The sequence below is a fragment of the uncultured Comamonas sp. genome, from assembly GCF_964277875.1.
GTDB lineage: Bacteria > Pseudomonadota > Gammaproteobacteria > Burkholderiales > Burkholderiaceae_C > Comamonas > Comamonas sediminis.
Map to the genome: position 1 here is coordinate 13,277 of NZ_CAXYJV010000044.1, position 24,339 is coordinate 37,615.

Below are 24,339 nucleotides of genomic sequence, written 5' to 3' on the forward strand. Positions count from 1 at the left end.
GCACTTAATTCACCTCAAAGCGGGCGGTGCTGCCCTTGGTCACTTTTTTCAGATCAAAAACCGACCCGCGCAGCTGCATCTCCACACCCACCGCATTGCCCACGATGAGCTTGAGCGGCGGCGTGGCCGCGATATCTTCGGTCGCGCCGGCTCGGATGGTCTTCTCAAACACCACCTTGCCACTGGCCTCCTTGACCTGCACCCAGCTGTCCTGGCTGGCCTTGAAATGCAGCAATGGCGCGCCTTCTGCAGGCGCTGCAGCCACCGGTGCCGCTGCTGCCGGGCTGGGCGGGCCTGCCAGCGCAGCGGTGGCGCCGGCTTCGGCTGCGCCATTGGCCGGCGCCTCGGGCACCGGATCGGTCGAGTTGCCCCCCAGCGCAACGGGCTCGGACTGGTCAGCCACACCGGCGACGTTGTTGGAACGCGCTGGCGCCGGAGCGGAAGCTGCGGACCGGCTCTTCCAGTACTCCGCCAGTTGCGGATAGAACAGCACGCCAACGGTCGCCACCATCAGAAGCACGACCACCCCCATCCAGGGGAAGGGCTTGCTGCTGGGGAAGTCATTTTTCTTGCTCTGCGCCGGGCCCACGGCCACGCGGGTCTTGACGCTTTCCACGCCTGGGCTCAGGTCCTTGCCAGGTGGCTTGGGCAGCTGGGCCAGCACGGGCGCGGGGTCGATCTTGAGCACACGGCACACGGCGGAGGCCAGCGCGCGCACAAAGACCACATCCGGGAAGGCGCTCCAGTCGCCCGCTTCCAGCGCTTCGAGCTTGTGGACGGACACCTTCAGGTGCGCTGCCACGGCGGGCAGGTGGTAGCCCAGCTCCTCGCGCGCCTGGCGCAGCATCTCGCCCGCGCTGAGGGGTGCACCCGTGGCTGCATGGTTTGCGTTGGTTGCTTCTTGGATATCAGACTCGATCACAGCACGCCTCCACCAGCAATACGTGCCGCCTCTTTGGAGTCGGGGAAACGCTTTTGCAATTGGGCTGCCAGCGAACGCGCGCTCGCTCCATCACCCAGGGCTTTTTCAATTTGGATACCGAGGAACAAGGACTCGGAGTTGGCCAGCTCGCCATTGTTGAGGCGGCGGATATAGAACTGGGCGCGGCGCGGGTCGCCACGCTGGTTCATCAGCTTGGCCAAATTGAAGCTGACTACCGGGTTGCCCGCATCGTACTCATAGGCCTTGAGCAAGCTCGCCTCGGCCTCGGCAGGCTTGCCGGCGGCCTCATGGCACAGGCCCTGCGCCATCAAGGTCTTGGCTTGTTGAAAATACTGGCGCTGCACCAGAGCCTGGTTGAAGTAGCGGTCTGCCGCGTCGTATTTTTTCTCTTGGCAGAGCAACCAGCCATGGTTGTGCATGATGTTCGCATCAGTGGGCTTGAGCGACTGTGCCTTGCTGAAGCTCTCGTCGGCAATGTCCGGCTCGCCCAGCTGCATGTAGATGAGCCCGCGCATGTTGTAGGCATCGCCATTGGAAGGATCCAGCGCCAGCACCTGCTTGATCTCGTCGAGCGCGATCGTGGCGCGGCCGGTCTGGAAATAGCTCGCTGCCAGTTCCAGCCGGATGCGTGCGCGCCGGTGGATCTCGGTCTCATCGGATTGCGTGACATAGGCGGCATCCTCGCGGGCCGTGTTACTGGCGGTACCGCAGCCCGACAAACCACCTATCAGGGCCAAGCCTAAAAAGGTGGCAGCCGTGAGGCGATGCACCCTCGGTTGCCCTGTTGTCACAGCCTCTTGCATGCACACCCTCCTCAAACTGATTGGACTATTTCTAGACTTGTGCCAGCGGTATGACCCGGTTCTTGGCCATGCGCTCCGCCGCTTTGGTGCGGTCTTTCACATCGCCAGCGAGCTGGCCACAGGCCGCATCGATGTCATCGCCCCGGGTCTTGCGCACGGTGGTCACGACACCGGCATCCGAGAGCATCTTGGCAAATTCGGTCACCCGGTTGGCAGGTGATCGTAACAGACCCGATGCCGGAAAAGGGTTGAATGGAATCAAATTGAACTTGCACCATGCCCCGCCGTTGCCCGCATACTCTCGCACCAGTGCTATCAATTGCTGGGCATGCTCGGGTTGGTCGTTGACGCCATCGAGCATGCAGTACTCAAAGGTGATGAAGTCACGCGGCGCAAACTCCAGGTAGCGGCGGCAGGACTGCATCAGCTCGTCGAGCGGGTATTTCTTGTTCAGCGGCACCAGGGCATCGCGCAGGGGATCGTTGGGCGCATGCAGCGAGACCGCCAGAGCCACCGCACAGTCCTGCGACAGGCGATCCATCATCGGCACCACACCTGATGTGGAAACGGTGACGCGGCGGCGCGACAGGCCATAGCCATGGTCATCGAGCATGGTGCGCAGCGCGGGCACCAGGGCCGTGTAATTTTGCAGGGGCTCGCCCATGCCCATCATCACCACATTGGAGATGATGCGCTCATCGCGCCCCAGGCGCTTGCGCAGCGCGTGTTCAGCAAACCACAGCTGCGCCATGATTTCACCGGTGGTCAGGTTGCGGCTGAAGCCCTGGTGCCCTGTCGAGCAAAAGCGGCATCCCACCGCGCAACCTGCCTGCGAAGAGACGCACAAGGTGCCACGGTCATCTTCGGGAATGAATACGGATTCGACGGCGTTGCCGTCACCCACGTCGAACAGCCACTTGACCGTTCCGTCGGAGGACACATGCTCGGTAATCACGGGCAAGGCCGTGACATGGGCCGTGCCCTTGAGTTTTTCGCGCAGGGACTTGGCCAGATCGGTCATCTGGTCGAAATCGGCTGCACCGCGCTGGTGGATCCAGCGAAAAAGCTGCGTGGCCCGGAAGCGCTTCTCTCCCAGCCCTTCGCAAAAGGCGGTCAAACCAGCCAAATCAAAATCAAGCAAATTGGTGGTCATGGATATACGCTCGGGCCACTTAGCTATGCCACGCGGCCTGAAGGCCGCGCACAAGTCAATTAACGGGAGTAAACGTTCATGCCGGGGAAGAAGAACGCCACTTCCACAGCAGCGGTCTCAGCGGCGTCGGAGCCGTGCACGGCGTTGGCGTCGATGCTGTCAGCGAAGTCAGCGCGGATCGTGCCCTTGTCGGCCTTCTTGGGGTCGGTAGCGCCCATCAGCTCACGGTTCTTCAGGATGGCGTTTTCGCCTTCCAGAGCCTGGATCATCACAGGACCGGAGATCATGAAGTCCACCAGATCCTTGAAGAAAGGACGGGCAGCGTGCACAGCATAGAACTGCTCAGCGTCTTGACGCGACAGTTGCACCAGCTTGGCGGCCACAATCTTCAGGCCAGCAGCTTCAAAGCGGGCGTAGATTTGACCGATAACATTCTTAGCCACTGCATCGGGCTTGATGATCGAGAGGGTACGTTCGATTGCCATAATAAATTTCCTGTTGATGGTTTTTTTGCTCTGAAAGCAAACCTTTGATTGTACGGTGTCCTGGAAGTCAGCGGCGTGACTACGACCTTCCACCGCGCTTGAATCCGCCACCGCTCTTGCGTTGGCCCTGGCGCTGACGCGTCAGGCTGTCATGACCGATGTAGCCCAGCGAGGTCTTCATCGGATCGGGCTGGGTATTGCGCTTCTCGGGTGCCTTGCGCAAGCCGCCACCGCGGGTGTTCTTGGCCGGGCCGACCGATGGGCGCGGGCCGTTGTGCTGGGGACGGTTGTCACTGCGCCCTCCCCGGCCAGCCGCATTCTGCTCACGGGGCTTGCGCTCGACCACACCGCCGGCAGCCACCGTCAGCGCCTGGATGTCGCGCTGATCGAGCTCCACCCAGGAGCCCCGGCGCAAGCCGCGCGGCAGCACCATGGCACCGTAGCGGATACGGATCAGGCGGCTGACCGCGTGACCGACCGACTCGAACATGCGGCGCACTTCGCGGTTGCGGCCTTCGGAGATGGTGACCCGGTACCAGCAGTTGGCGCCCTCGCCACCGCCATCGTCGATGGAGCCGAAGCTGGCCACGCCGTCTTCCAGGTTCACACCGGCCAGCAGCAAGGCCTTTTCTTCATTGGTCAGCGCGCCCAGCACGCGCACCGCGTACTCACGCTCCAGACCGAAGCGCGGGTGCATCAGGTTGTTGGCCAGCTCACCGGAGTTGGTGAACAGCAGCAGACCTTCGGTATTCAGATCAAGACGGCCAATGGACTGCCACTTGCCGTGCGAGACGCGCGGCAGCTTGCGGAACACCGTGGGGCGGTTCTGCGGATCGTCATGCGTCACCACCTCGCCCACGGGCTTGTGGTAGGCCAGCACGCGCGCTGGCGGCTGCTCGATGCGGAACGTGATCAGCTTGCCGTTCACACGGATCTTGTCACTGTGCAAAATGCGCTGACCCACGTGGGCCGGCTCATTGTTGACGGAGATGCGGCCTTCCAGAATCAGGCGCTCCATCTCCAGGCGCGAGCCCATGCCGGCCTGCGCCAGCAGCTTGTGCAGCTTGGGCGCTTCCACATGGGGCTGGAGCACGCGCTTGACCGGAGCCGGTGCATCCGAGTCTTCCGCCGCCTCCAGCGCGCCAGCCACCACGTCCTCGAATGCATAGCCTTCCGGCTCGGCATGGCGTTGCGGACGGCCCGCCGGACCGCGGCCACGGGCGGCAGGCGCATCGCCTTCTGCGCCCTGCGCATCACGCGGCTGTCCATCACGCTCACGGAAACGGCGAGCCCGGGCCGGGTAACGGCTCACGCGCTGCTCGCCATCACGGCGTGCACGAGGCTCGGCAGCCGGCTGCGCCGACCCTTCACCCTCGCCGTCGTGGGCCGCTGCCGCGTCGGCCGTATCTGCCGGCACGGCTTGCGCGGGCACGGCACGCTTGCGCGGCGCACGGCGCTTTTCAGACGGCGCAGCACCTTCTTGCAAGGCCTTATCTCCGTCCTGGGGCGCATTCATATCGCTGGTATCACTCATCATCTTTTTGCTTTTCTACCCCGCCTGCTGCGGAATTATGTGCATCGTCATCACGGACCAAAGGATCCGCATCTTTGTCTTCAACCCCGGCAGTGGCGGCATCTGCATCACCACCTACCTGCGGGGACTCTGCCGCCGTCACGGCGGCCGCATCTTCATCATCAGCAGACCCAGCCTCAGGCAAAGTCTGCGCATCCTCTGCGTCTTCCAACGCCTCGCCATCGGCAACCGGCGCTGCCATGGCCATGGCCTCGCCCACCAGCTCGAATGCCTCGGCATCCGCTGGCCCGGCATCCTGCTGCTCGGCCTCGCCTTGCGGCGCCTCTAGCGGCAGGCTGTCAAACATCGCCTGCGTCTGGTTGCTGCTGTCCAGCTCGGGCAACTGGTCCAGCGACTGCAGGCCCAGATCATCCAAAAACTGCCGGGTGGTTGCCAGCAGCGCAGGCCGCCCGATGGTCTCCCGGTAGCCAATCACTTCCACCCAGCCCCGGTCTTCGAGCTGCTTGATGATCAAGCTGTTGACCGTCACACCCCGGATATCTTCGATATCGCCACGGGTCACCGGCTGCCGATAGGCAATGATGGCCAAGGTCTCCAGAGTCGCACGCGAGTACTTGGGCGGTTTTTCCGGGTGGAGGCGATCGAGGTATTCGCGCATCTCCGGCCGGCTCTGAAAGCGCCAGCCCGATGCCACCTGCACCAGTTCCACCCCCCGGTGCGCCCAGTCCAGTTGCAGCTCCTGCAACAGCACCTTGAGCGTGTCCGTTCCCAGATCATCCGCAAACAATCCCCGCAGCTCACGCACGGTGATGGGCTGGGGCGCGCAGATCAGCGCAGTCTCCAGCACCCGTTTTGCTTCCAAAGTATGCATGCGATAAATCCCTGTTTTCACGCCAGCGCGCAGCTGCGTGTTGAGACAAAGGAATGCGTATCAAGAGGGCCGCGTTTGCATGGCCAAGATCACGGCGCAGGCATAAGCGCCCATAGCCGCCGGCACTGGGCGCCACCGATGCAGTGTGCAAACCGGGTGTTTGCGCTGGCTGAAAAACCAGACCTGCAGGGGCAGCGCTTAGGCCAATTCCGCCAAATTATACCGAAGATCCCAATTTTCCATCGCCGAGGTGATATCGGCGGGCGGCATCGCGAACCAGGACATGCTCTGCCCGGTGACCGGATGGACAAAGGCCAGCCGCAGCGCATGCAGGGCCTGGCGCTCCATGCCAGCCGCCGGCGTGCCGCCATAGAGCGTGTCGGCCAGCAGTGGGTGCTGGAGCGAAGCCATATGCACGCGGATCTGGTGGGTGCGCCCGGTATGCAGGCTGCAGAACACCGCGCAACCTTGCTGGCCGTTGACCAGCAGGCGGATATCGGTACGCGCCGGTTTGCCTGGGTGCTGGGCCAGATCGACCGCCGCCATGCGCAGGCGGTTGCGCGGATCGCGGCCAATGGGCAGGCTGACCGAGATCTGCGCCGCGCCCTGCCAGGGCTTGTGGCCCAGCGCCAGGTAGTTACGGCGCACATCGCGTGCAGCGATCAGCTTGACCAGCGCGTCCATCGTCTGGCGCTCGCGCGCCACCACCATCAGGCCGCTGGTGTCCTTGTCCAGCCGGTGCACGATGCCTGCGCGCGGCAGCTGGGCCGCCTTCGCGTCGTAGGCCAGCAGCGCATTGAGCAAGGTACCACTCCAGTTGCCAGGCGCCGGGTGCACCACCATGCCGGCAGGCTTGTTGATGATGAGCAGGTGCTCATCCTGGTAGACCACGTCCAGCGGAATATCCTGCGGCAAGAACGCCTGGCTTTGCTGTGTGGGGCGCAGCTCGACCACCGCCTGGTCACCGGCCTTGACCTTGGCACTGGGCTTGAGACCGGATTTGCCATTGACCAGCACTGCGCCTTGCAGCAGCAAGGCCTGCAGATAGCTGCGCGAGAACTCAGGCACCCACAGCGCCAGCGCCTTGTCCAGGCGCATGCCGTGCGCATCCACGCCAGCGGTGACCGTCCGGCTTTCCCAGCTCTGCGACTCGACCTCCGCCGGCTCTTCATCCCCTTCCGGCGACACCAGGGCGGTGTCCTCCAAATGGGAAAAGCCGACATCGTCGGCGGGCGGCGATGTCGGCTTCAATGAAGGACCTGGCATCAGCGGGAAGGCAGGTAGCGCGATGGATCGACCGGCTTGCCCTGGCGGCGCACCTCGAAGTGCAGCTTCACGCGGTCGGCGTCGGAGCTGCCCATCTCGGCAATCTTCTGGCCCTTCTTGACGACCTGGTCGTCCTTGACCAGCAAGGTTTGGTTGTGCGCGTAGGCGGTCAGGTAGGTGTTGTTGTGCTTGATCAGAATCAGGTTGCCGTAGCCGCGCAGGCCCGCCCCCGAGTAGATCACGCGGCCATCGGCGGCTGCCACGACGGGGTCACCCGCCTTGCCACCGATGTCCAGACCCTTGTTGCGCGCGTCGTCAAAGCCCGCAATCACGGCGCCCGACGAGGGCCAGATAAAGCCCAGGTTGCCATCGGCTGCAGCGGGTGCAGACGCTGCAGCAGCAGGCGCCGGGGCCGGTGCAGGCGTCGCCGCTGGCGTGTTGGCGCCGGTTACCGCAGGTGCAGTAGCTGCCGGGGCAGCGGCGGCGGTGGCCGTGACCGGTGGCACCACGCGCAGCACCTGACCCACTTCGATGACATTCGGATTTTCCAGATTGCTCCAGCGCGCGATGTCACGCCAGTTCTGGCCGTTGTCGGCGGCAATGCGCATCAAGGTCTCGCCGGGCTTGACGGTGTAGTAACCAGGCTTGCCCGCGTTTTCGGCACCCGGCAGGGTTGCTGGATCAATGCGGTTCGGGGTGGCCGTGGTCGACGTCGGTGCGCGACCTGCCGACAAGCCCCGATCTTCCACGGGCGCCTGGTTCAGCGATGTACTACCGCATCCTGCCAGCACCATGGCTGCCACCACACTGGCACCCCACGTCAAAACACCACGTGAATCCAACATACCTATCCTTCTTAACCAAGCCCCGATTTTAGGGGCACGAAATGAACATGCTCCAGAACCGTGCGCTGAAACCCATCAGCACTGCGGTCCACGACGAGCAAAACCTGTTGCTGGCCCGGTCCCATCACCGGGGCCACGAGCCGGCCGCCTTCCGCCAGCTGGTCGCACCATGCCTGCGGGACGGAATCCCCACCAGCCGCTGCGATGATCCCGGCGTAAGGCGCGCCTTTTTCAAAACCCAGCATGCCATCGCCCAGGATCAGGTGCACATTGGCCAGCCGCAAAGGCCGCAGGTTGACCCGCGCCTTTTCATGCAACGCACGCAGCCGCTCAATGGTATACACCTCCTTGGCCATCAGGCTCAAAACCGCCGCCTGGTAGCCGCAGCCGGTGCCAATCTCCAAAATGCGCCCCAGCCCCATTTTGCCTGCCGGAGATTGCAGCAGCAGCTCGCACATCCGTGCCACCACGCTGGGCTTGGAGATGGTCTGCCCCAATCCTATAGGCAAACTGGTGTCTTCATAGGCTTGAACGGCCAGTGCACTGTCAACAAACTGATGGCGCAGCACCGAATTCATCACCTTCAGCACCCGGGTGTGCTCCACCCCCGATGCGGCCAGGCGCTGCACCATGCGCAAACGCGCCGATGTGAAATCCACGCTTTCGGGGCCGAGCGATTCACGCACGGCCATCGGCACCGGTGACAGCTCCGCCGGCAGCCTGGCCCATTGTCGGTGCACGCTGCTCGCCTGGGGCTTGGTGCTCACAGGCAGGGCACCACGGGCAGGAAAGCCTGGCTTGCGCAAGGTCACCCTGGCACCTCCAGGTCGTTGCTGCGCAAGGTGGTGGCCGTCTGCGCCCAATAGGCCAGGCTCTCATGGTCGGTCAAATCCACCTTCAGCGGTGTCACCGCCATATGGCCTGCCGCCGTCGCATGGAAGTCGGTGCCCTCTGCATCATCCATGGCCAGGCCGGCATTGCCGATCCAGTACATGGTCTCGCCCCGGGGGCTGGTCTGGGTGATGACTTTCTCTGCCGCATGCCTGCGCCCCAGGCGGCACAGCTTGAGGGGCTTGATCTGCGCAAACGGCAGATTGGGAATATTGATATTGAGCAGCCAGGGCTTGAGCGTGACGAGCTTGGAGGCCTCGAACTGCTGCACCAGCTCGCAGGCCTTTTTGGCGGCTGACTCCAACTCGCCCCAACCCTTGTCGATCTGGGAGAAGGCCATCGCCGGGATGCCGAACAGATAGCCTTCCATCGCAGCGCCCACGGTGCCCGAGTAGATGGTGTCATCGCCCATATTGGCACCGTTATTGATACCGGAGATGACCAGATCGGGCCTATAACCTAACAGCCCCGTCAGCGCGATATGCACGCAGTCCGCCGGCGTACCATTGACGTAGCGAAAGCCATTGGCGGCACGCTGCACGTACAACGGCGAATGCAAGGTCAGTGCATTGGATTTGGCACTGTTGTTGTGTTCTGGTGCGACCACCTCGACATCGGCCACTGCCTGCAATGCATCATGCAACGCCACGATGCCGGGCGCTTGATAACCATCGTCGTTACAAAGCAGTATCTTCATGTCATTGAACCAGTTGCACTGCATTGTAGGGGTGCCAACACAGAACCCGAGCGGAGTGTGGCAGCAAAGCGACCTGCAGGCCCTTCGGCGCCCGCAGCCCATGGCGCGCAAGGGCGCCTTGTCAAGCCTCCGCATTGTAGTGAGCGCGGCGGCACTGACTCCGTGCAGCAGTGCATTTGCTACACAAATTTACGATGAAGCGCCTAGGCCAGCGGCTCACCTGCAGCATTCGCAGCCAGTTCGGCCTTTTTGCACACCTGGGTGGCCAGCTCATGCAGCACAGCAGCTGTGCAGCGCAGCAACGGTGTGGCCTTGCGCTTGGCCGATTGGGCCATGAACAGAGGGATCATCACCGCAGGCGTCTCGATCGGTGCCACGACGAGTTGGTCACCCACTTCATGCCCGTCAAGGGCGCTGCGCGTCAACGCAGCAAACCCATAGCCGCCGCGCACCAGGTCCAAAATGGCAGGAACACTGGACACCTCCCAGACAACATTGAGTTTGACCTGGGAGAGCCTGGCCTGTGCTTCCATCAGCTTGCGGAAGATTTGGCCGTACTGGGGCATGATCAGCGGAAACGCAGACAGTCCCTCAAAGCCCAGCGTCCCCAGCCCTCCCAGCGCCGAGGCGGGGCCCACCAAACAGAGCCGCTCCTGCAGCACTGGCGTGGTTTCAATATGGGGATGGGGTTCGGGTGCATAGACCAGACCCAGATCCATGCGGCCGGAGGCCAGCCATTCGGCCATCTGCACCGAAAACCCTTCGACGATGGCGATGCGCGCCTTGGGCATCGTGCAGCTGAAGGCATCGATCAGTGGCAAGGTCAAACGCCGGGCCAGGCTCGGGGGCAGGCCCACGACGATGCGGCCTACCGGTTCATTGCGCTCGCAACCCAGATCCTCCTTGGCTTGGGCCACATGCTGCAAGATCGCATGGCTATGTTCGAGCAACCGGCGCCCTGCCTCCGTCAAGGTCACACCCCGCCCGGTACGGATCAGCAGCGTCTCGCGCAGTTCCATCTCGAGCGCCCGCACCTGACGGCTCAGTGCCGGCTGCGCTGAATCGGACAACATCGCCGCTTTGCTGAAACTGCCGGTCTCGGCAACGGCGACAAAAGTTTCGATTTGCTGCAAATTCATAGCCACCCTCTTTAGTGCATTGAATATTAATAATTTTTAGCTATTATTATGCCATTTTGCTATAGCTGCTAGCTATACGGGCACCTAGGTCGTTGGGGACATCTTCCACAGAATGAAGTTTCACATCCCCCACACATAGAGCCAAGGAGACCCTGCATGCCGTTCCCCCCCACCACCGCCTGGCCAGGCATTGCGTCTCCGCGCTGTCTCAGTCGGAGTTGGACGCGCAAACCTGACAGACACCCCTCCCCCCGACAGTGACGGCAGCGTCTTCGGCTGCCCTGCCCCCCCCGCTCTCCGGTGACCTTCATCAGTCCGGGCTGCATCCGCTTGGCGCCATCGCCAGCCTTGCCCTCTTTCCATTTCCTATTCCGCTATTCAAGGAGCACAACCATGGTCGAAAAAGCCAGCAGCGAGTTTTGGCAAAGCCTCAGCCCCATCGCCAACCCCTTCATGCCCGATGCACTGCCAGAGGTGTACACCCCCAACGCCGTGCCCGAAGACGAACGCCTGTATGTGCCGTTCACCGACACCGTGTTCTCGCGGCCTCTCTGGATCTCGCCATCCCAGAACAAGTGGTGCGACATCCTGATGGCCAAGCAAGCCGGCCTGGTCAACCGCCACTACCACCCCCATGAAGTCTTTGCCTACACGATCTCCGGCAAATGGGGCTATCTGGAGCATGACTGGACAGCGACCAAGGGCGACTTCGTCTACGAGACCCCCGGAGAAGGCCATACCTTGGTGGCGTTCGACCATCCCGAACCCATGCGGGCCTTCTTCATCGTCAAGGGTCCGCTGATCTGGCTGGACGAGCAGGGCAAACCGGACGGCTACTTTGATGTCCATTCCTACATCGCCATGTGCAAGGCCCATTACGAAAAAGTGGGTCTGGGCGCCGAGGCCGTGGAAAAGCTCTTCCGCTAACGGCCACCGACTCTGGAGAACACCATGCACCCAACCCCCTCTCGCTCCTTGTGGACCTACGAGAATCGGCTGTTGCTGATCCTCTTCCTGACCTTTGGCTTTGTCTTCTTTGACCGCCTGGCCCTGTCGTTTCTGTTCCCGTTCATGCAGGATGAGCTCGACCTGAGCCAAACCCAGCTGGGCATGATCTCATCGGCCCTGGCGCTGACTTGGGCCATCTCCGGGGCCATCGCAGGTGCCTGGTCCGATTCGCGCTCCAAGCGCAAGGCGCTGCTGGTGGTGTCCGTGCTGGGGTTTTCCATCTGCTCGGCCATGTCCGGGCTGGTGGGCGGCTTCGTCAGCTTGCTGGTGTTCCGCGCGCTGATGGGCCTGGCTGAAGGGCCGGTGCTGCCCATTGCCCAGTCTTTGATGATCCAAAGCTCCACCCCAGCGCGGCGCGGCCTGAACATGGGCCTGCTGCAGGGCTCGTCTGCGGGCTTGATTGGCGCAATGATTGGCCCGCCCGTGGTCATTGGTCTGGCTACGAATTTCGGCTGGCGCGTCGCCTTCTATGTCACTGTCATTCCTGGCATTTTGATCGCCCTGTCCATCTGGCGCTGGGTCCATGAGCATCCAGGCCAAGCCCCGGCGGCTGCCCAGGCCAAGGCGCCTGCCATCAACCGCTGGGCGCTGCTGCGGGAGCGCAATGTATTGCTGTGCATGCTGATCAGCTGCTTCTTCCTCACCTGGTTCATCATCATCATCTCGTTTGCACCCACCTTCCTCGTCAAGTACCGCGAGTTCTCGGCCGCTGACATGGGCTTTGTGATGAGCTGCCTGGGCGCCGCCTGGGTATTCTGGGGCTTTGCGGTGCCAGCCATCTCCGACCGCATCGGACGCAAACCCACCCTGGTCATCTTTGCGCCGATTGCGGCACTGTGCCCCATCGCCCTGATCTACGGAGACTCCGTCCTCGCACTGGGTATGGTGGTGTTCTTCACCTATACCGGCCTGGGCTGCTTCACGCTTTTCATGGCCACCGTCCCCGCAGAAACCGTTCCGCCCCAAGTGCTGACGGGCGCGCTCGGTCTCATCATGGGCGCGGGCGAACTGGTAGGCGGCTTCCTCGCCCCCACGATTGCGGGCTTTGCGGCAGACCATTACGGCCTGCCCGTCGCAATGTGGATGTCGGCAGGCGGCGCATTGATCGCCGGTGCGCTTGCGCTGGGTTTGAAGGAAACCGCACCGCTGGTGCTGCAACGCCGTGCGGCGGCAGGAGCAACGCCATGATGCGCGCACTGCGCTGGCACAGCGCCCAGGACCTGCGCGTGGAGCAGATCCCGACCCCGAAGCCCGGACCTCAGGAAGTACGCATCGCCGTGCAATACTGCGGCATCTGCGGCAGCGATCTGCACGAATACGAATCGGGGCCGCATGCCATCCCCGTTGGAACCCCCCACGCGGTCTCAGGCCGTACCGCGCCACTGACCTTGGGCCACGAGTTCTGTGGCACGGTGGTCGAGCTGGGGAGCGCGGTCAGCAGCCTGCAGGTGGGCGACCGCGTCGCGGTGGAACCCGAATACCGCTGCAGCCACTGCGCCTACTGCCGCAGCGGCGCCTACAACCTCTGCGCCGATATGGGCTTCGCCGGGCTGATGGGCGATGGCGGCATGGCCGACTTTGCCGTGGTGCCCAGTTATATGCTGCACCGCCTGCCCGAAGGGGTAAGCCTGGAGCAGGCTGCCGTGATGGAGCCCGCCGCCGTCGCACTGCATGCGCTGCGCCGCAGCCAGCTGCCGGCTGGCGGCAGCTGCGCCATCTTTGGGCTGGGCCCCATCGGATTGCTGCTGGTCCAGCTCGCCAAACTGCAGGGAGCAGGCACCATCATTGCGGTGGATGTATCGCCGCAGCGCCTTGAAATGGCACGACAGGCTGGTGCCAGCCTGGTCATCGACGGCAAGGGCCTCACTCCTCGCGCGTTGCGGCACACCATTGCCTCGGCCACCGACGGCTTGGGCGTGGACATTAGCTTTGAGGCCGCAGGTCTGCAAGCCACCTTTGAAGGGGCGTTGCGCGCACTGCGCAAAGGCGGAAACATGGTCATGGTCGGCCTGATGTCCGAGGCCCGCCTCGACGCATTCGACGCTGTCAACCGCGAGTTGAGCCTGGTCGCCAGCGTCGGTTACCGCGATGTCTACCAAGAGCTGATGGGCCTCATCGAAGCGGGCCGCTTCGACCCCACCTGGATCATCACGAAGACAGTTCCGCTGGAGCACGCAGTCAGCGAAGGCTTTGCAGCACTGGTGCAGGACCGTTCGCAGATCAAGATTCTGGTCAGCCCGCCGATGGGCCGCAACCACAAGCGTTAGGACACCGCAATGAACAACTCCCAGGAACAAAGAACCATCCTCGTAACTGGAGGCACCTCCGGCATCGGCGCAAGCACGGCGCTGCATTTTGCCGAGGCCGGCGCGTCCGTGCTTGCGCTGGGGCTGGATGCGCAGGGGCGGCATGCCCCGCGCCATCCCCGCATCCGGTGCATCGAGCTGGATGTCTGCGACAGCGGCCAACTGCAGCAGACCATCGCCGCGTTACCCCGACTCGATGCGCTGATCAACGCAGCAGGCATCAGCCGGCATGCGCAGGAGTACGAACCGGAGGCCTTCCTGCAAGTGCTGCATACCAACCTCACTGCGGTCATGCGGGCATCGATGGCCGCAGCCCCACACCTGTTGCAAAGCAGCGGCTGCATTGTCAACGTGGCCTCGATGTACAGCTATTTCGGCAGCAAGGACCGCCCCGCTTACAGCGCCAGCAAGGGTGGCATCATGCAACTGACGCGCTCCCTTGCACAAACCTGGGCGCATGAAGGCGTGCGCGTCAATGCGGTAGCGCCCGGCTGGATCGCTACGCCGCTGAGCGAGGGGCTGATGGCCGACCCAGCCGCCTCGGCAACGATTCTGTCCCGCACACCGCTGCAGCGCTGGGGCCAGGCCGCCGAAGTGGCGGCAGTCATCGGGTTTCTGTGCTCGCCAGCGGCATCTTTTGTCAACGGTGCCGTCATCCCCGTCGATGGTGGTTATCTGACCGTGTAACAGCAGTCCAGGATGGGCTACAGGCAGCCAAAGATGGCAGAGCCTGCAGGCAGCGTGATCTGCCTCAGGCTCTGCGTGCGCTACCAGCCGTCTATCAGCCTGGCATCAGCGCTGCTCAAACGCGTATTTCTCGGTATCCACCTCGCGCTGCGAGGCCAGCGCATAGCGGTCACCACGGATCGCCTCGGGTGCAAACAGCGCGTCAAGCTCGGCCAGCAACGCAGCATCCAAGGCCACCCGGCTACCGCGCAGATTTTCATGCAGGTGATCGATACGGGTGGTGCCTGGCAATGCCACCACATGCTCGCCCTGGTGCAGCACCCAGGCAATGGCCAGTTCGGCCAGGCTGCAGTCTGCGCGCTCCGCAATGGTTTGCATGGGGGCCAGCAGCCGCAGATTCGCTGCATAGGCCTCGGGCTGAAAGCGTGGCATGCCGGCACGGATGTCTCCTGGCACCCAGGTGGTGCCGGCGGGCAATTTGCCCGACAGAAAAGCCCGGCCCATCGGACTGAAGGCCACATAGGCAATGCCCAGTTCGCGGCTGGCCTGCAAGGTGCCCAGCTCGGCATTGCGTGACCACAGCGAATACTCGCTCTGCAAGGCTGCAATCGGGTAAGTGGCATGGGCACGGCGCAAGGTGTCGACGCCGACCTCTGACAAACCTAGCGCCCGCACCTTCCCCTCCTCCACCAGGCGTGACATTTCACCGACCGACTCTTCGATCGGCACCCGGGGATCCCAGCGGTGCAGGTAATACAGGTCGATGACATCGGTCCCCAGGCGCTTCAGGCTGTCTTCGCAGTTGCGGCGCAATGTTCTGGGATGGCCATCGATCACACGGCGCATGATGCCATCGTCCCCCCGCACGCCTGCCATGCCGCCCTTGCTGGCCAGCGTGATCCGGCTGCGGTGGGGCCTGAGGATCGGCCCCACCAACGACTCGTTGGCGCCAAAGCCATACAGCGCTGCGGTATCGAACAGGTCGACGCCAGCATCCAGCGCTGCATGCAGCAGCGCCTGGGATTGCTCGGCCGTGGCCGGGTGGCCATAGGCATGGCTCAGGTTCATGCATCCCAGCGCGACGGGACCAACCTGGAAGGGGCCTATAGAACGCTCACTCATCATCTCTCCTCAAAAACCAAACCGCCCGCTGAAACTTGTGCGGGCGGTCAGCGGCGGCTTGGGTGGATATTACTGCAGCTGCTGCTCCAATGCATGCAGAACCTGGTAGCAAGGCAGTACCTGGGAGATGCTTGAGCGCGGTTGGCGGCCCTCCCGGATCGCCGCAAAAAACTCACGGTCCTGCAGTTCAATGCCATTCATCGATACATCCACCCCGGATACATCGATGGCCTCATCCTTGCCATTGACCAGCCCATCGTAGCGGGCCACATAGGTCCCTGTATCGCCGATATAGCGAAAGAAGGTTCCCAAAGGACCATCGTTGTTGAACGACAGGCTCAACGTGCAGATGGCGCCGTTGGCGGCTTTGAGCACGATGCCCATGTCCATCGCAATGCCCAGCTCCGGGTGCAGCGGCCCCTGCACCGCATTGGCCTGGACAATGGGGCTGGCTGCCTGGTGGGCGAACAGATCCACGGTGTGGGCCGCATGGTGCCAAAGCAGATGGTCCGTCCAGCTGCGCGGCTGGCCCAACGCATTCATATTGCTGCGCCGGAAGAAGTAGGTCTGCACATCCAATTGCTGGAGTTTGAACCTGCCCGCCTGCACCCGTTGCTGAACCCACTGGTGGCTGGGGTTGAAGCGGCGGGTGTGCCCGCACATGGCCACCAATCCACTGGATTTTTGCAGGGCCACCACGGCCAGCGCATCCTCGAGCCGGTCGGCCAGCGGAATTTCGACCTGCACATGCTTGCCGGCCAGCAGACACTGGCGGGCCTGGCTGGCGTGCATCTGCGTGGGCGTGCACAGAATGACCGCATCCACCTCCGGTCGCGCCAGGCTGTCCTGCAGATTGGTGGCCACATGCCCAATCCCATACTGCTCGGCCAGCTCGCGCGCCTTGGACAGATCCGGGTCGACGAGGGAGACGACTTCCGCCCCGGGGATCTGGCGGATGCCCTCAAGGTGTTTGAGGCCGAAGGCGCCCGCTCCTGCGAGCGCCACTTTGAGCTTGCGAAGTGTCATGACATCCTCCAGAAAGTCTGGGTGCCCCAGAGAGCGCCGGGGCGATACATACCGAAAATCAGCGGCATAAGTGTTTTTCAACCGTTCTCTAGAATCAGGTGACCCACAGCGGTGTTGGAGGCCGGCACGTGGTAGAAGCGGTGTTTGACCGTCGGCGTTCTCGCCGGGTCATCGACATCCGCCATGGCACCCCGCGCAATCAGCCACATGACCAGCTCGATGCCTTCCGAGCCTGCTTCACGTACATAGTCGATATGGGGTACCTTGGCCAAGGTCGCAGGGTGATGGACGAGCTGGTCCAGAAAGCAGTTGTCCCATTCCTGGTTGATCAGCCCCGCGCGTGCACCTTGCAGTTGGTGGCTCATGCCTCCCGTCCCCCAGATCTGAACATTGAGGTCCTCGTCAAAGCTCTCCACGGCTTTGCGGATCGAACGGCCCAGGTTGAAGCAGCGTTGGCCCGAAGGCACCGGGTACTGCACCACATTCACCGCAAAGGGAATCACCGGACAAGGCCAGGCTCCGTCCACCGGCTGCTCTCCGCACATCAAAGACAGCGGAACCGTCAGCCCATGGTCCACGTCCAGTTGGTTGACGATGGTCAGGTCAAAGTCCTGCTGGATCACCGACTGCGCAATATGGGATGCCAACTGGGGATGCCCCACCACCTTGGGCACGCGGCGCGGCCCCCAGCCTTCATCGGCGGGGAAGTACTCGGCCCCGGTCCCTATCGCAAAGGTGGGAATGAGATCCAGGCTGAAAGCCGTGGCGTGGTCGTTGTAAATCAGAAAAATGACATCGGGCCGGTTATCGCGCATCCACTGGCGCGAGTATTCATAGCCTTTGAAAAGCGGCTGCCAATAAGCCTCCTGGGTCTTGCCCTGGTCGATGGCCACGCCAATGGCGGGCACGTGCGACGTAAATACCGATGCGCTGATGCGTGCCATGTCAGACACCCTCCTTGCCGGCGCCTGCGCCTGTGGTCTGGGCGGGTGTGCCCGCTGCCTCATGCATGAACCGGTTCCCCTCCACCGACCGACCACCGGCCACCATCATCGCGCGGTAGGCCTCCTCGCTCATCCCCGTCATGGATCCGGCCATCTGCTGAAAGCTCTTGCCGTCGGTGGCGCCAATCTTGGCGAGGAAATAGATATTGCCCCCGGTGCGTATGCACCAGTTCAGGTCCCGGGCCATCACCGCCTGCCTCTGCTCCTCGCTCATCTCCCATTCTTCCAGATAGGCGCGCTCGTCCGCTTTGAAACGCGCGCGGTTTTCAGGCTTCATCAAAGACATGCAAAACTGGTTGAGCCAGTACCCTTTGCGTGACTGGTCGGCATCAAAAATAACGGTGCCGGGCACATCGAGATAGGGTTTTTCCAATGCCATATTTATCTTTCCAAGTTTGTTATTGATTCCTGGCCTGCACGGAGGCAGCCAACCCAAGACAATTGCATCTCTGGATTTACGCGTCCTCGGGCCAATACAAGCGCAGCGGGTTGTCCACCAGCAACTGCTGCCGCAGGGCGGGCGTGGGGGCGATCTGGCTGATGAAATCCACCAGCAGACCGTCATCGGGCATGTGGTCCTTCAGGTTGGGATGCGGCCAGTCCGTGCCCCAAAGCACGCGGGTGGGAAAGGCCTCGACCACCCGGCGCGCAAAAGGCACGACATCCTGGTAGGCGCGCTGTTCACCCTGCAGCGCCTGCGGGCCCGTCAGCGACAGCCGCTCCGGGCAGCTGACCTTGCACCAGACGTTGTCATGCGCCTGCATCAGTTGCAGAAACAGACCGAACTCGGGCCCATGCGCGGGCTGGCTGACATCGGGCCGCCCCATGTGGTCGACCACTACAGGGGTGGGCAGGCGGCTGAAGAAGTGCCACAAATCTCGCAGGTCTTCCGCTTCAAAATAGACCACCACATGCCAGCCCAGGTCAGCGATGCGCTCGGCAATCTCCTGCAACTCATCCTGCGGCGTCACGTCCACCAGCCTTTTGACAAAATTGAAGCGCACGCCCCGCACGCCGGCCAGGTGCAGCGCTTCCAGCTCCCGGTCGCTGACGTCCCGCCTTACCGTGGCCACGCCCCGGGCCCTGCCTTCCGAGGCCTTGCAGGCATCGACCATCGCCCGGTTGTCCGCACCATGGCAGGTGGCTTGCACGATCACATTGCGCGAGAAGCCCAGATGGTCGCGCAACGCAAAAAGCTGCTGCTTGCTCGCGTCGCAAGGGGTGTACTTGCGCTCTGCGGCAAAGGGGAACTCTGCCGCCGGGCCAAACACATGGCAATGCGCATCCACCGCACCTGGCGGCAATACCAAGCGCGGCTTCGCGGGCTTGGGATGCCAGTCCAGCCAGCCGGGGGTTTTAGGGGGGAGTGACTGCATGCTGCGCTCCTCAGTCGATGTAGCGCAAGCCGGAGCCGGCCAGCGGGCCGCGCATCTGGTACAGGTCCAGACCCAGTACCCCGGCAGCGAGCTGGGCCCGTTTGCTGCGCTCGAGCCGCTCACGCTCCAAGCCGGTCTCCAACGTGGTAACGGCCCTGTCCGCAGGGACGCAGACCACTCCATCGTCATCGGCCACGATCACATCCCCAGGGGTCACCCACATGCCGGCACACACAATCGGGATATTGACGGAGCCTAACGTCGCCTTGATCGTGCCCTTGGACGACACGGTGCGGCTCCAAACAGGAAAGCCCATGTCCTGCAAGGTCTTGGTATCGCGCACCCCCGCGTCAATGACCAGGCCCCGCGCGCCGCGCGCCTGGAAGCTGGTGGCCAGCAGATCGCCAAAATAGCCATCGCTGCATGGGGAGGTCACCGCCGCTACGACGATGTCGCCAGGCTGGATTTGCTCGGCGGCGACATGCAGCATCCAGTTGTCGCCCGGCTGCAGCAACACGGTGACGGCCGTCCCGGAAACTTGCTGACCCGTTGCGATGGGGCGCAGCGCTGGCTGCAGCAGCCCCACCCGCCCCAAGGCCTCGTGCACGGTAGCCGATCCCAAACAGGCCAGCCCGTCGGCAGCCGCACGATCCGCACGCTGGATATGGCGGTACACAACGCCGAGTTCATACATAAGCATTTCCTTGTCTGTGGGCGGGCGCTTTACCGCCCTTGGTTGCGAAGTACGGCATCCAGACGCGGAAACACGCGGCGCGCGTTGCCCTCGTACACCAGGCGACGGTCTTCCTCACTGAGGTAAGGCGTGGCCTCGATATAGCGTTTGGTGTCGTCGAAGTGGTGGCCGGTCAGCGGATCCATGCCGCGCACCGCGCCGACCATCTCGCTGGCAAACAAGATGTTCTTCGTCGGAATGACACGGGTCAGCAGGTCAATGCCGGCCTGGTGGTAAACGCAGGTATCGAAAAACAGGTTGTTCAGCAGATGGGTCTCCAGCGGTGGCGTGTTCAGCGCCTGCGCCAAACCCCGAAACCGCCCCCAGTGGTAGGGCACGGCCCCGCCGCCATGGGGAATCACGAACCGCAGCGTCGGAAAGTCCTGGAACAATGCGCTGTTCAGGCACTGCATGAAAGCCGTGGTGTCGGCATTCAGGTAATGGGCGCCAGTGGTGTGAAAGCAGGCGTTGCAACTGGTGGAGACATGCACCATCGCAGGAATGTCGTACTCCACCATCTTTTCGTAGATCGGGTACCAGAAGCGGTCGGACAGCGGCGGGGCCGTCCAGTGCCCGCCGGAGGGATCTGGGTTCAGGTTGATCGCCACATTGCCGTAGTGCTCGACGCAGCGGACCAGCTCGGTGATGCAGCTGCGCGGATCGACGCCGGGAGACTGCGGCAGCATCGCGGCAGGCACGAAGTGCTCGGGGAACAGTTCGCTGACGCGAAAGCACAGCTCATTGCAGACCTCGGCCCAGGCGCTCGAGGTGTCGAAATCCCCGATGTGGTGGGCCATGAAGCTGGCACGTGGACTGAAAACGGTCAGGTCCAGCCCCCGCTCCCGCATCAGCCTGAGCTGGTTGTTCTCGATCGTCTCGCGGATTTCGTCGTCGCTGATGCGCAGATCGGTGGCGGCAGGTGCCTTGCGCGGGTCCCGCAGGCCGGCCATCTGCAGATCGCGCCACTGGCCCAAGGCTGCCGGTGCAGTGGTGTAATGGCCATGTACATCAATGATCATGCGGAATGTCTCCTTGCGTGTAGGGGGGTGTAGGCGCGGGCCGTTCGGCGGCGCCCGGTGCGAGCCGCCTCATGCGGGCCCTTTCCAGACGGTGCTGGGCACCATCACCTCGCCGCGCATCAGCACGCGGGCCGTGCGCAGCAGGGCCACCTTCGGCAACGCGGGGTTCTGCGCCGCTGCATCGCTGAGGTTCATCGCCAGCGCCCCGGAGGGATGCTCGATCGACAGCCGCTCGGTGCCAGGACCTGGACAGCGCACCGCCAGTCCGTCGCAGACCGTACCGGGCAAGGTGATGGCCGTGGCAACGGTAACGGCGGCCAATACGCCAATGCTCTCGTGGCAAACATGGGGAATGAAGCTGCGGGTGGTCAGCGCGCCACCATGGCGGGGCGGCGCGATCATCGTCATCTTGGGATAGCTCTTGGCGCTCACATCGCCCAGGCCCATCGCGACGGCGGCCTGCAGGCGCAGCGCTTCCACCCGGCGGCGCAGATCCATGTGGGCATCCAGCTCGGCGACCGTCTCATAGCCGGTCGCGCCGACATGGGCAGCCTCGAAGATGACCAGTGGCATGCCGTTGTCGATACAGGTCGCATCGAGAATGAACGGCGCAAACCCCGCACCCCGGACGTTGAAGCGGTCGCGCGGATTGCCGGTCGGCAGCAAGCGCTTGCAGACCGAGCCGGCCGTCTCCAGAAAACGGACCTCGATCGGTGCTGCGCTGCCGGGCACGCCATCGATATGCGCATCACCAAGCTCGGCGAGCTGGCCCTTGTCCAGCGGAACCGTGATCTCTGTACGCATGCCGGTATTGCGGCTCAGCACGCAGTAGGTGGCGCGATCGCCGCGGGGCTGCAGCATGCCGGTCTCCAGCGCAAATGGCACCGCTGCGGCCAGCATGTTGCCGCAATTGGGGCGGGTATCGACGGCATCCTGGTCGGGCTGCACCTGGGCAAACAGAAATTCCAGATCCACCCCGGGCTGCGTCGACAGGCTGACGATGCCGATCTTGCTGCTCAGCGGATGCGCCCCGCCCAGGCCATCGATCTGCCTGCGGTCGGGCGAGCCCAGCGCGGCCAGCAGCACGCGGTCGCGGGTGGCCACATCGTCGGGCAGATGGGCGGCGTTGAAGAACGGCCCCTTGGAGGTGCCGCCTCGCATCAGCAGACATGGAATGGCCGTTGGCATGCATTTCTCCCGGTGTGGTCTCGTGCCATCCATTCTGGAGAGAGACATGCCAAAGAGCCACGTACGCGCCCGCCTAGCAGCTATAACCTCTGAGCATATCTAAGCCAAGCCCCGGGGCCGCACCAGAACACGCTGCCATCGGGCGCCGGCAGGTGCTTTGCGCGTCTTGGCTGCGGCGCGGCCATGAATACTGTCCCGTCCTACGGGCGCTGCAAGCGGGCACCTTCAATGCGGTGCAGACCGCGCCGATAGCATCGGAACCATGTTTATCCACCGTTTGAACACCGCCATTTTCCTGAGGGCTGGCACCTTGGCGATCACGGCCGCAGCACTGACCACGGCCACCAGCGTCTCGGCGATGAGCGCCGAAGAGGCCCGTGCAGAAACCCAGCGCATCGCGTTGCAGTATGAGCAGACGATGGCGCACTGCCGCACGCTGCAGGGCAATATGCGTGAGATATGCGAAGAAGATGCCAAGGGCAGCCGGCGCGTGGCGCAGGCCGAGCGCGATCTGAAGCTGCAAGGGGGCGCCGAGCACGAATACCAGGTGAGGCTCGCCCGGGCCCAGGCGGACTACCGCGTCGCCCATGAACGCTGCAACGACATGCGCGGAGAGGCAGTGAAGGTTTGCAAGCGAGACGCGGAACAGGCCTACCTGCGCGCGCAGCAAGATGCACGCATTCGCCAGGTGGAAGCGCCTCCTGCGGTCTCGACCGACTCCACGTTGGCACCCATGCAGACACCTCCGCAGGCGCCGCTGGACAACGCAGCACCGCTGCCGCCGCCCGCACGCTGATGCAGCGGCCGCGCGGCTGCGATGGTATGGGCGCGATGGATCAGATGACCATGTGAAAGAAAACCAAAGCCCCTGGCTGATGCACCCCTTGAAGAGGGCATCGGCCAGAGGCCTTTGTTCTACACGCAGGGAAGCGCAATGGCCTCCGTCCGATCACTGCCTACCGATCTAGCGCCGGCAGACTGCATAGCCCAGCACCACCCCGATGGCCAGGGCCGCGCCTGCAAACCGCCAGGGCTCATCATGCGCATATTTGTCCGTGCAGGCAGCGGTGTGTTTGGTCTGGGCAATCGCGCGGGCGGCCGAATCCTTGGCGATCCCCATCCCTTCGTCCATGCGCTCACGGATGCGCTTGATTTCAGGGATCGCGTCGAGCTCCTTGACCGACAGCAGCGACCGCACATCGTCCACCAGCTTGTCGACATCGCCCTTTACATCCGACAGGCTGACCTGGTGCTTTTTGAAGAACATGCTTTTTCCTTTCTTGTGCGCACGTCCACAACGTGCTTCGGTCATTACCTTATCCAAAGCCATGCACCGGCCATGTAGGAATGCGGCCCGCCTGCATGTGCTGACCGCAGCACAACGCAGCGCCAGATACAGTTGCCGCATTGCCGTACATGGACTGAGATAGGTTTTCCTACAGGGGCAGGAAGGCTGATGGGTGACGATGGTGGCACAGCGGCCCCGCTGTTGGAGGACCTATGAAAGACAAAGAACTGAAGAACCCCCCGCCCAGTGAAGAGACCCAGATCAACACCACCCGCAAGCAGCATCCCCAGGATCCGGGGGTCCACGCGAAGATGCCCCATGAACGGGACCAGTCTGTCGGAGAGGTGAATCCCGAGCCTTCCCCGCCGATCGAACAGGCCCACCAAGACCTGAAAGACGGTTTGGTGGACACCGATGAGCGGGCTGCTGACGGGCGTCCCAAGGGCAGCAAAAAACCCACTGCCTAGAGCTTCAGAGGAGAGAATGAAGCTTCAAAGAGGCACTGCCCTGCAATCAAGCGCATGCGAAAACAGGCATCAAGCGGTAACAATATAGATTTATTGCCAAACCCTATAGGACAATTCCTGCATAACGGTTAACCTAACCATGTTAGTGCCCATGTACGTGGCGCTGACAGGAAGGTATGCCGTGTTGCAACGAAAGCAAGAGGATGCCGCCAGAGACGAGTACCTAGACCAGCTCAAAGCTGAGGGCGCCCGTCTCTTGATGCGCAATCCACAGGAAGGTACGCCTGAGCACGCCAAGATGATGCTGATTGATGCCAAGATTGACCAACTCACCAGCCCCATAACGGTCCCCCACTGGAAGGACACAGGCTCCTGAGACGCCGCCCGCTTCAAGCGGGCTTTTTATTGCCCGAGCCATCGCCACGCACGGGCACCGCACTGCACACCCGCCCCCGCAGACCGGGCATGATGGGGCGCCCTCCCGGTCT

General features: G+C 63.0%; 27 protein-coding genes. 7 read left to right on the forward strand and 20 right to left on the reverse strand.

Annotated features, from left to right (window positions below):
* Positions 1-4: 4 nt before the first annotated feature.
* The 11 genes from ACHWUQ_RS17660 to ACHWUQ_RS17710 all read right to left on the reverse strand — a co-directional run bounded on the left by ACHWUQ_RS17660 (position 5) and on the right by ACHWUQ_RS17710 (position 10,627).
* Entirely contained in the window at positions 5-922 is a 918-nt protein-coding gene (locus tag ACHWUQ_RS17660; protein ID WP_394681912.1) for a helix-turn-helix domain-containing protein, read from the reverse strand.
* A complete protein-coding gene (gene pilW, locus ACHWUQ_RS17665) occupies positions 919-1,680 on the reverse strand; it encodes a type IV pilus biogenesis/stability protein PilW (RefSeq protein WP_312416033.1) in 762 nt (253 codons plus the stop codon). Before pilW ends, ACHWUQ_RS17660 begins: the two co-directional genes overlap by 4 nt.
* Positions 1,681-1,777: 97 nt before the next feature.
* Positions 1,778-2,899, reverse strand: a complete 1,122-nt coding sequence (rlmN, locus tag ACHWUQ_RS17670; RefSeq protein WP_239812402.1) for a 23S rRNA (adenine(2503)-C(2))-methyltransferase RlmN — start codon at positions 2,897-2,899, stop codon at positions 1,778-1,780.
* Positions 2,900-2,958: 59 nt separating this feature from the next.
* Entirely contained in the window at positions 2,959-3,384 is a 426-nt protein-coding gene (gene ndk / locus ACHWUQ_RS17675) for a nucleoside-diphosphate kinase (protein ID WP_021027513.1), read from the reverse strand.
* 79 nt (positions 3,385-3,463) lie between these two features.
* A complete protein-coding gene (locus ACHWUQ_RS17680) occupies positions 3,464-4,918 on the reverse strand; it encodes a pseudouridine synthase (RefSeq protein ID WP_394681913.1) in 1,455 nt (484 codons plus the stop codon).
* Positions 4,911-5,789 carry an SMC-Scp complex subunit ScpB gene (scpB, locus tag ACHWUQ_RS17685; protein WP_394681914.1) on the reverse strand — a complete coding sequence of 293 codons (879 nt, stop codon included), beginning with the start codon at positions 5,787-5,789 and terminating at the stop codon, positions 4,911-4,913. The genes ACHWUQ_RS17680 and scpB overlap by 8 nt, the downstream gene beginning before the upstream one ends.
* 198 nt (positions 5,790-5,987) lie before the next feature.
* Positions 5,988-7,055: an RluA family pseudouridine synthase gene (locus ACHWUQ_RS17690; RefSeq protein WP_394681915.1), complete on the reverse strand. Its 1,068-nt coding sequence runs from the start codon at positions 7,053-7,055 to the stop codon at positions 5,988-5,990.
* Positions 7,055-7,900: a peptidoglycan DD-metalloendopeptidase family protein gene (locus ACHWUQ_RS17695; RefSeq protein ID WP_312526661.1), complete on the reverse strand. Its 846-nt coding sequence runs from the start codon at positions 7,898-7,900 to the stop codon at positions 7,055-7,057. The genes ACHWUQ_RS17690 and ACHWUQ_RS17695 overlap by 1 nt, the downstream gene beginning before the upstream one ends.
* An 11-nt stretch (positions 7,901-7,911) precedes the next feature.
* A complete protein-coding gene (locus ACHWUQ_RS17700; protein ID WP_394681916.1) occupies positions 7,912-8,712 on the reverse strand; it encodes a protein-L-isoaspartate(D-aspartate) O-methyltransferase in 801 nt (266 codons plus the stop codon).
* The gene (surE, locus tag ACHWUQ_RS17705; RefSeq protein WP_312461927.1) at positions 8,709-9,488 is read right to left on the reverse strand and encodes a 5'/3'-nucleotidase SurE; all 780 of its coding nucleotides are present in this window, start codon (positions 9,486-9,488) and stop codon (positions 8,709-8,711) included. Before surE ends, ACHWUQ_RS17700 begins: the two co-directional genes overlap by 4 nt.
* Before the next feature lie 203 nt (positions 9,489-9,691).
* Positions 9,692-10,627 (reverse strand): LysR family transcriptional regulator, encoded by a 936-nt coding sequence (locus tag ACHWUQ_RS17710; protein ID WP_394681917.1) that lies wholly within the window; start codon positions 10,625-10,627, stop codon positions 9,692-9,694.
* Between the two features lie 393 nt (positions 10,628-11,020).
* Here ACHWUQ_RS17710 and ACHWUQ_RS17715 point away from each other — a divergent pair, with 393 nt between their 5' ends.
* From ACHWUQ_RS17715 to ACHWUQ_RS17730, 4 genes are read left to right on the forward strand one after another with little or no spacing between them, the layout of a single operon-like run.
* Positions 11,021-11,554 carry a 2,4'-dihydroxyacetophenone dioxygenase family protein gene (locus ACHWUQ_RS17715; protein WP_239812408.1) on the forward strand — a complete coding sequence of 178 codons (534 nt, stop codon included), beginning with the start codon at positions 11,021-11,023 and terminating at the stop codon, positions 11,552-11,554.
* A 24-nt stretch (positions 11,555-11,578) separates the two neighbouring features.
* Positions 11,579-12,823 (forward strand): MFS transporter, encoded by a 1,245-nt coding sequence (locus tag ACHWUQ_RS17720; RefSeq protein ID WP_394681918.1) that lies wholly within the window; start codon positions 11,579-11,581, stop codon positions 12,821-12,823.
* The gene (locus tag ACHWUQ_RS17725) at positions 12,823-13,902 is read left to right on the forward strand and encodes a 2,3-butanediol dehydrogenase (protein ID WP_394682016.1); all 1,080 of its coding nucleotides are present in this window, start codon (positions 12,823-12,825) and stop codon (positions 13,900-13,902) included. Before ACHWUQ_RS17720 ends, ACHWUQ_RS17725 begins: the two co-directional genes overlap by 1 nt.
* A 9-nt stretch (positions 13,903-13,911) precedes the next feature.
* The gene (locus ACHWUQ_RS17730; RefSeq protein ID WP_394681919.1) at positions 13,912-14,628 is read left to right on the forward strand and encodes an SDR family NAD(P)-dependent oxidoreductase; all 717 of its coding nucleotides are present in this window, start codon (positions 13,912-13,914) and stop codon (positions 14,626-14,628) included.
* A gap of 105 nt (positions 14,629-14,733) precedes the next feature.
* Here ACHWUQ_RS17730 and ACHWUQ_RS17735 read toward each other — a convergent pair whose 3' ends face one another.
* The 8 genes from ACHWUQ_RS17735 to ACHWUQ_RS17770 all read right to left on the reverse strand — a co-directional run bounded on the left by ACHWUQ_RS17735 (position 14,734) and on the right by ACHWUQ_RS17770 (position 22,096).
* Positions 14,734-15,750 (reverse strand): aldo/keto reductase, encoded by a 1,017-nt coding sequence (locus ACHWUQ_RS17735; protein ID WP_394681920.1) that lies wholly within the window; start codon positions 15,748-15,750, stop codon positions 14,734-14,736.
* Between the two features lie 69 nt (positions 15,751-15,819).
* Positions 15,820-16,776, reverse strand: coding sequence for a Gfo/Idh/MocA family oxidoreductase (locus tag ACHWUQ_RS17740; RefSeq protein WP_239812412.1), 957 nt, complete (start codon positions 16,774-16,776; stop codon positions 15,820-15,822).
* Between the two features lie 77 nt (positions 16,777-16,853).
* Positions 16,854-17,720 carry a class III extradiol dioxygenase subunit beta gene (locus ACHWUQ_RS17745; RefSeq protein WP_239812413.1) on the reverse strand — a complete coding sequence of 289 codons (867 nt, stop codon included), beginning with the start codon at positions 17,718-17,720 and terminating at the stop codon, positions 16,854-16,856.
* A 1-nt stretch (position 17,721) separates the two neighbouring features.
* Positions 17,722-18,159: a protocatechuate 4,5-dioxygenase subunit alpha gene (gene ligA / locus ACHWUQ_RS17750; RefSeq protein WP_239812414.1), complete on the reverse strand. Its 438-nt coding sequence runs from the start codon at positions 18,157-18,159 to the stop codon at positions 17,722-17,724.
* A gap of 76 nt (positions 18,160-18,235) precedes the next feature.
* Positions 18,236-19,156 carry an amidohydrolase family protein gene (locus ACHWUQ_RS17755; protein WP_394681921.1) on the reverse strand — a complete coding sequence of 307 codons (921 nt, stop codon included), beginning with the start codon at positions 19,154-19,156 and terminating at the stop codon, positions 18,236-18,238.
* 10 nt (positions 19,157-19,166) lie between these two features.
* Positions 19,167-19,850, reverse strand: a complete 684-nt coding sequence (ligK, locus tag ACHWUQ_RS17760) for a 4-carboxy-4-hydroxy-2-oxoadipate aldolase/oxaloacetate decarboxylase (RefSeq protein ID WP_239812416.1) — start codon at positions 19,848-19,850, stop codon at positions 19,167-19,169.
* Between the two features lie 29 nt (positions 19,851-19,879).
* Positions 19,880-20,908: an amidohydrolase family protein gene (locus tag ACHWUQ_RS17765; protein ID WP_394681922.1), complete on the reverse strand. Its 1,029-nt coding sequence runs from the start codon at positions 20,906-20,908 to the stop codon at positions 19,880-19,882.
* 69 nt (positions 20,909-20,977) lie between these two features.
* Positions 20,978-22,096 (reverse strand): 4-oxalomesaconate tautomerase, encoded by a 1,119-nt coding sequence (locus ACHWUQ_RS17770; protein ID WP_312461919.1) that lies wholly within the window; start codon positions 22,094-22,096, stop codon positions 20,978-20,980.
* 262 nt (positions 22,097-22,358) lie between these two features.
* On the opposite strand from ACHWUQ_RS17770, the gene ACHWUQ_RS17775 reads away from it, so the two are divergent.
* Complete coding sequence (locus tag ACHWUQ_RS17775) at positions 22,359-22,892, forward strand: hypothetical protein (RefSeq protein ID WP_394681923.1); 534 nt, start codon at positions 22,359-22,361, stop codon at positions 22,890-22,892.
* A gap of 168 nt (positions 22,893-23,060) precedes the next feature.
* Here the strand turns inward: ACHWUQ_RS17775 and ACHWUQ_RS17780 are convergent, their stop codons facing one another.
* Entirely contained in the window at positions 23,061-23,363 is a 303-nt protein-coding gene (locus tag ACHWUQ_RS17780; protein WP_239812420.1) for a YqjD family protein, read from the reverse strand.
* A 233-nt stretch (positions 23,364-23,596) separates the two neighbouring features.
* Here ACHWUQ_RS17780 and ACHWUQ_RS17785 point away from each other — a divergent pair, with 233 nt between their 5' ends.
* Positions 23,597-23,851 carry a hypothetical protein gene (locus ACHWUQ_RS17785; RefSeq protein ID WP_239812421.1) on the forward strand — a complete coding sequence of 85 codons (255 nt, stop codon included), beginning with the start codon at positions 23,597-23,599 and terminating at the stop codon, positions 23,849-23,851.
* Positions 23,852-23,990: 139 nt separating this feature from the next.
* Positions 23,991-24,227 carry a hypothetical protein gene (locus tag ACHWUQ_RS17790; RefSeq protein WP_394681924.1) on the forward strand — a complete coding sequence of 79 codons (237 nt, stop codon included), beginning with the start codon at positions 23,991-23,993 and terminating at the stop codon, positions 24,225-24,227.
* Positions 24,228-24,339 lie beyond the last annotated feature (112 nt).

Bases quoted from the DNA above. Each gene is read 5' to 3' on its own strand.
- ACHWUQ_RS17740 (WP_239812412.1), bottom strand. From the start codon at position 16,776: ATGACACTTCGCAAGCTCAAAGTGGCGCTCGCAGGAGCGGGCGCCTTC.
- ndk (WP_021027513.1), bottom strand. From the start codon at position 3,384: ATGGCAATCGAACGTACCCTCTCGATCATCAAGCCCGATGCAGTGGCT.
- ACHWUQ_RS17770 (WP_312461919.1), bottom strand. From the start codon at position 22,096: ATGCCAACGGCCATTCCATGTCTGCTGATGCGAGGCGGCACCTCCAAG.
- ACHWUQ_RS17755 (WP_394681921.1), bottom strand. From the start codon at position 19,156: ATGCAGTCACTCCCCCCTAAAACCCCCGGCTGGCTGGACTGGCATCCC.
- scpB (WP_394681914.1), bottom strand. From the start codon at position 5,789: ATGCATACTTTGGAAGCAAAACGGGTGCTGGAGACTGCGCTGATCTGC.
- ACHWUQ_RS17735 (WP_394681920.1), bottom strand. From the start codon at position 15,750: ATGAGTGAGCGTTCTATAGGCCCCTTCCAGGTTGGTCCCGTCGCGCTG.
- ligA (WP_239812414.1), bottom strand. From the start codon at position 18,159: ATGGCATTGGAAAAACCCTATCTCGATGTGCCCGGCACCGTTATTTTT.
- ACHWUQ_RS17710 (WP_394681917.1), bottom strand. From the start codon at position 10,627: ATGAATTTGCAGCAAATCGAAACTTTTGTCGCCGTTGCCGAGACCGGC.
- ACHWUQ_RS17720 (WP_394681918.1), top strand. From the start codon at position 11,579: ATGCACCCAACCCCCTCTCGCTCCTTGTGGACCTACGAGAATCGGCTG.
- ACHWUQ_RS17775 (WP_394681923.1), top strand. From the start codon at position 22,359: ATGTTTATCCACCGTTTGAACACCGCCATTTTCCTGAGGGCTGGCACC.
- surE (WP_312461927.1), bottom strand. From the start codon at position 9,488: ATGAAGATACTGCTTTGTAACGACGATGGTTATCAAGCGCCCGGCATC.
- ligK (WP_239812416.1), bottom strand. From the start codon at position 19,850: ATGTATGAACTCGGCGTTGTGTACCGCCATATCCAGCGTGCGGATCGT.
- ACHWUQ_RS17690 (WP_394681915.1), bottom strand. From the start codon at position 7,055: ATGCCAGGTCCTTCATTGAAGCCGACATCGCCGCCCGCCGACGATGTC.
- ACHWUQ_RS17780 (WP_239812420.1), bottom strand. From the start codon at position 23,363: ATGTTCTTCAAAAAGCACCAGGTCAGCCTGTCGGATGTAAAGGGCGAT.
- ACHWUQ_RS17765 (WP_394681922.1), bottom strand. From the start codon at position 20,908: ATGATCATTGATGTACATGGCCATTACACCACTGCACCGGCAGCCTTG.
- ACHWUQ_RS17680 (WP_394681913.1), bottom strand. From the start codon at position 4,918: ATGAGTGATACCAGCGATATGAATGCGCCCCAGGACGGAGATAAGGCC.
- rlmN (WP_239812402.1), bottom strand. From the start codon at position 2,899: ATGACCACCAATTTGCTTGATTTTGATTTGGCTGGTTTGACCGCCTTT.
- ACHWUQ_RS17790 (WP_394681924.1), top strand. From the start codon at position 23,991: ATGTTAGTGCCCATGTACGTGGCGCTGACAGGAAGGTATGCCGTGTTG.
- ACHWUQ_RS17745 (WP_239812413.1), bottom strand. From the start codon at position 17,720: ATGGCACGCATCAGCGCATCGGTATTTACGTCGCACGTGCCCGCCATT.
- ACHWUQ_RS17695 (WP_312526661.1), bottom strand. From the start codon at position 7,900: ATGTTGGATTCACGTGGTGTTTTGACGTGGGGTGCCAGTGTGGTGGCA.
- ACHWUQ_RS17730 (WP_394681919.1), top strand. From the start codon at position 13,912: ATGAACAACTCCCAGGAACAAAGAACCATCCTCGTAACTGGAGGCACC.
- ACHWUQ_RS17715 (WP_239812408.1), top strand. From the start codon at position 11,021: ATGGTCGAAAAAGCCAGCAGCGAGTTTTGGCAAAGCCTCAGCCCCATC.
- ACHWUQ_RS17725 (WP_394682016.1), top strand. From the start codon at position 12,823: ATGCGCGCACTGCGCTGGCACAGCGCCCAGGACCTGCGCGTGGAGCAG.
- ACHWUQ_RS17785 (WP_239812421.1), top strand. From the start codon at position 23,597: ATGAAAGACAAAGAACTGAAGAACCCCCCGCCCAGTGAAGAGACCCAG.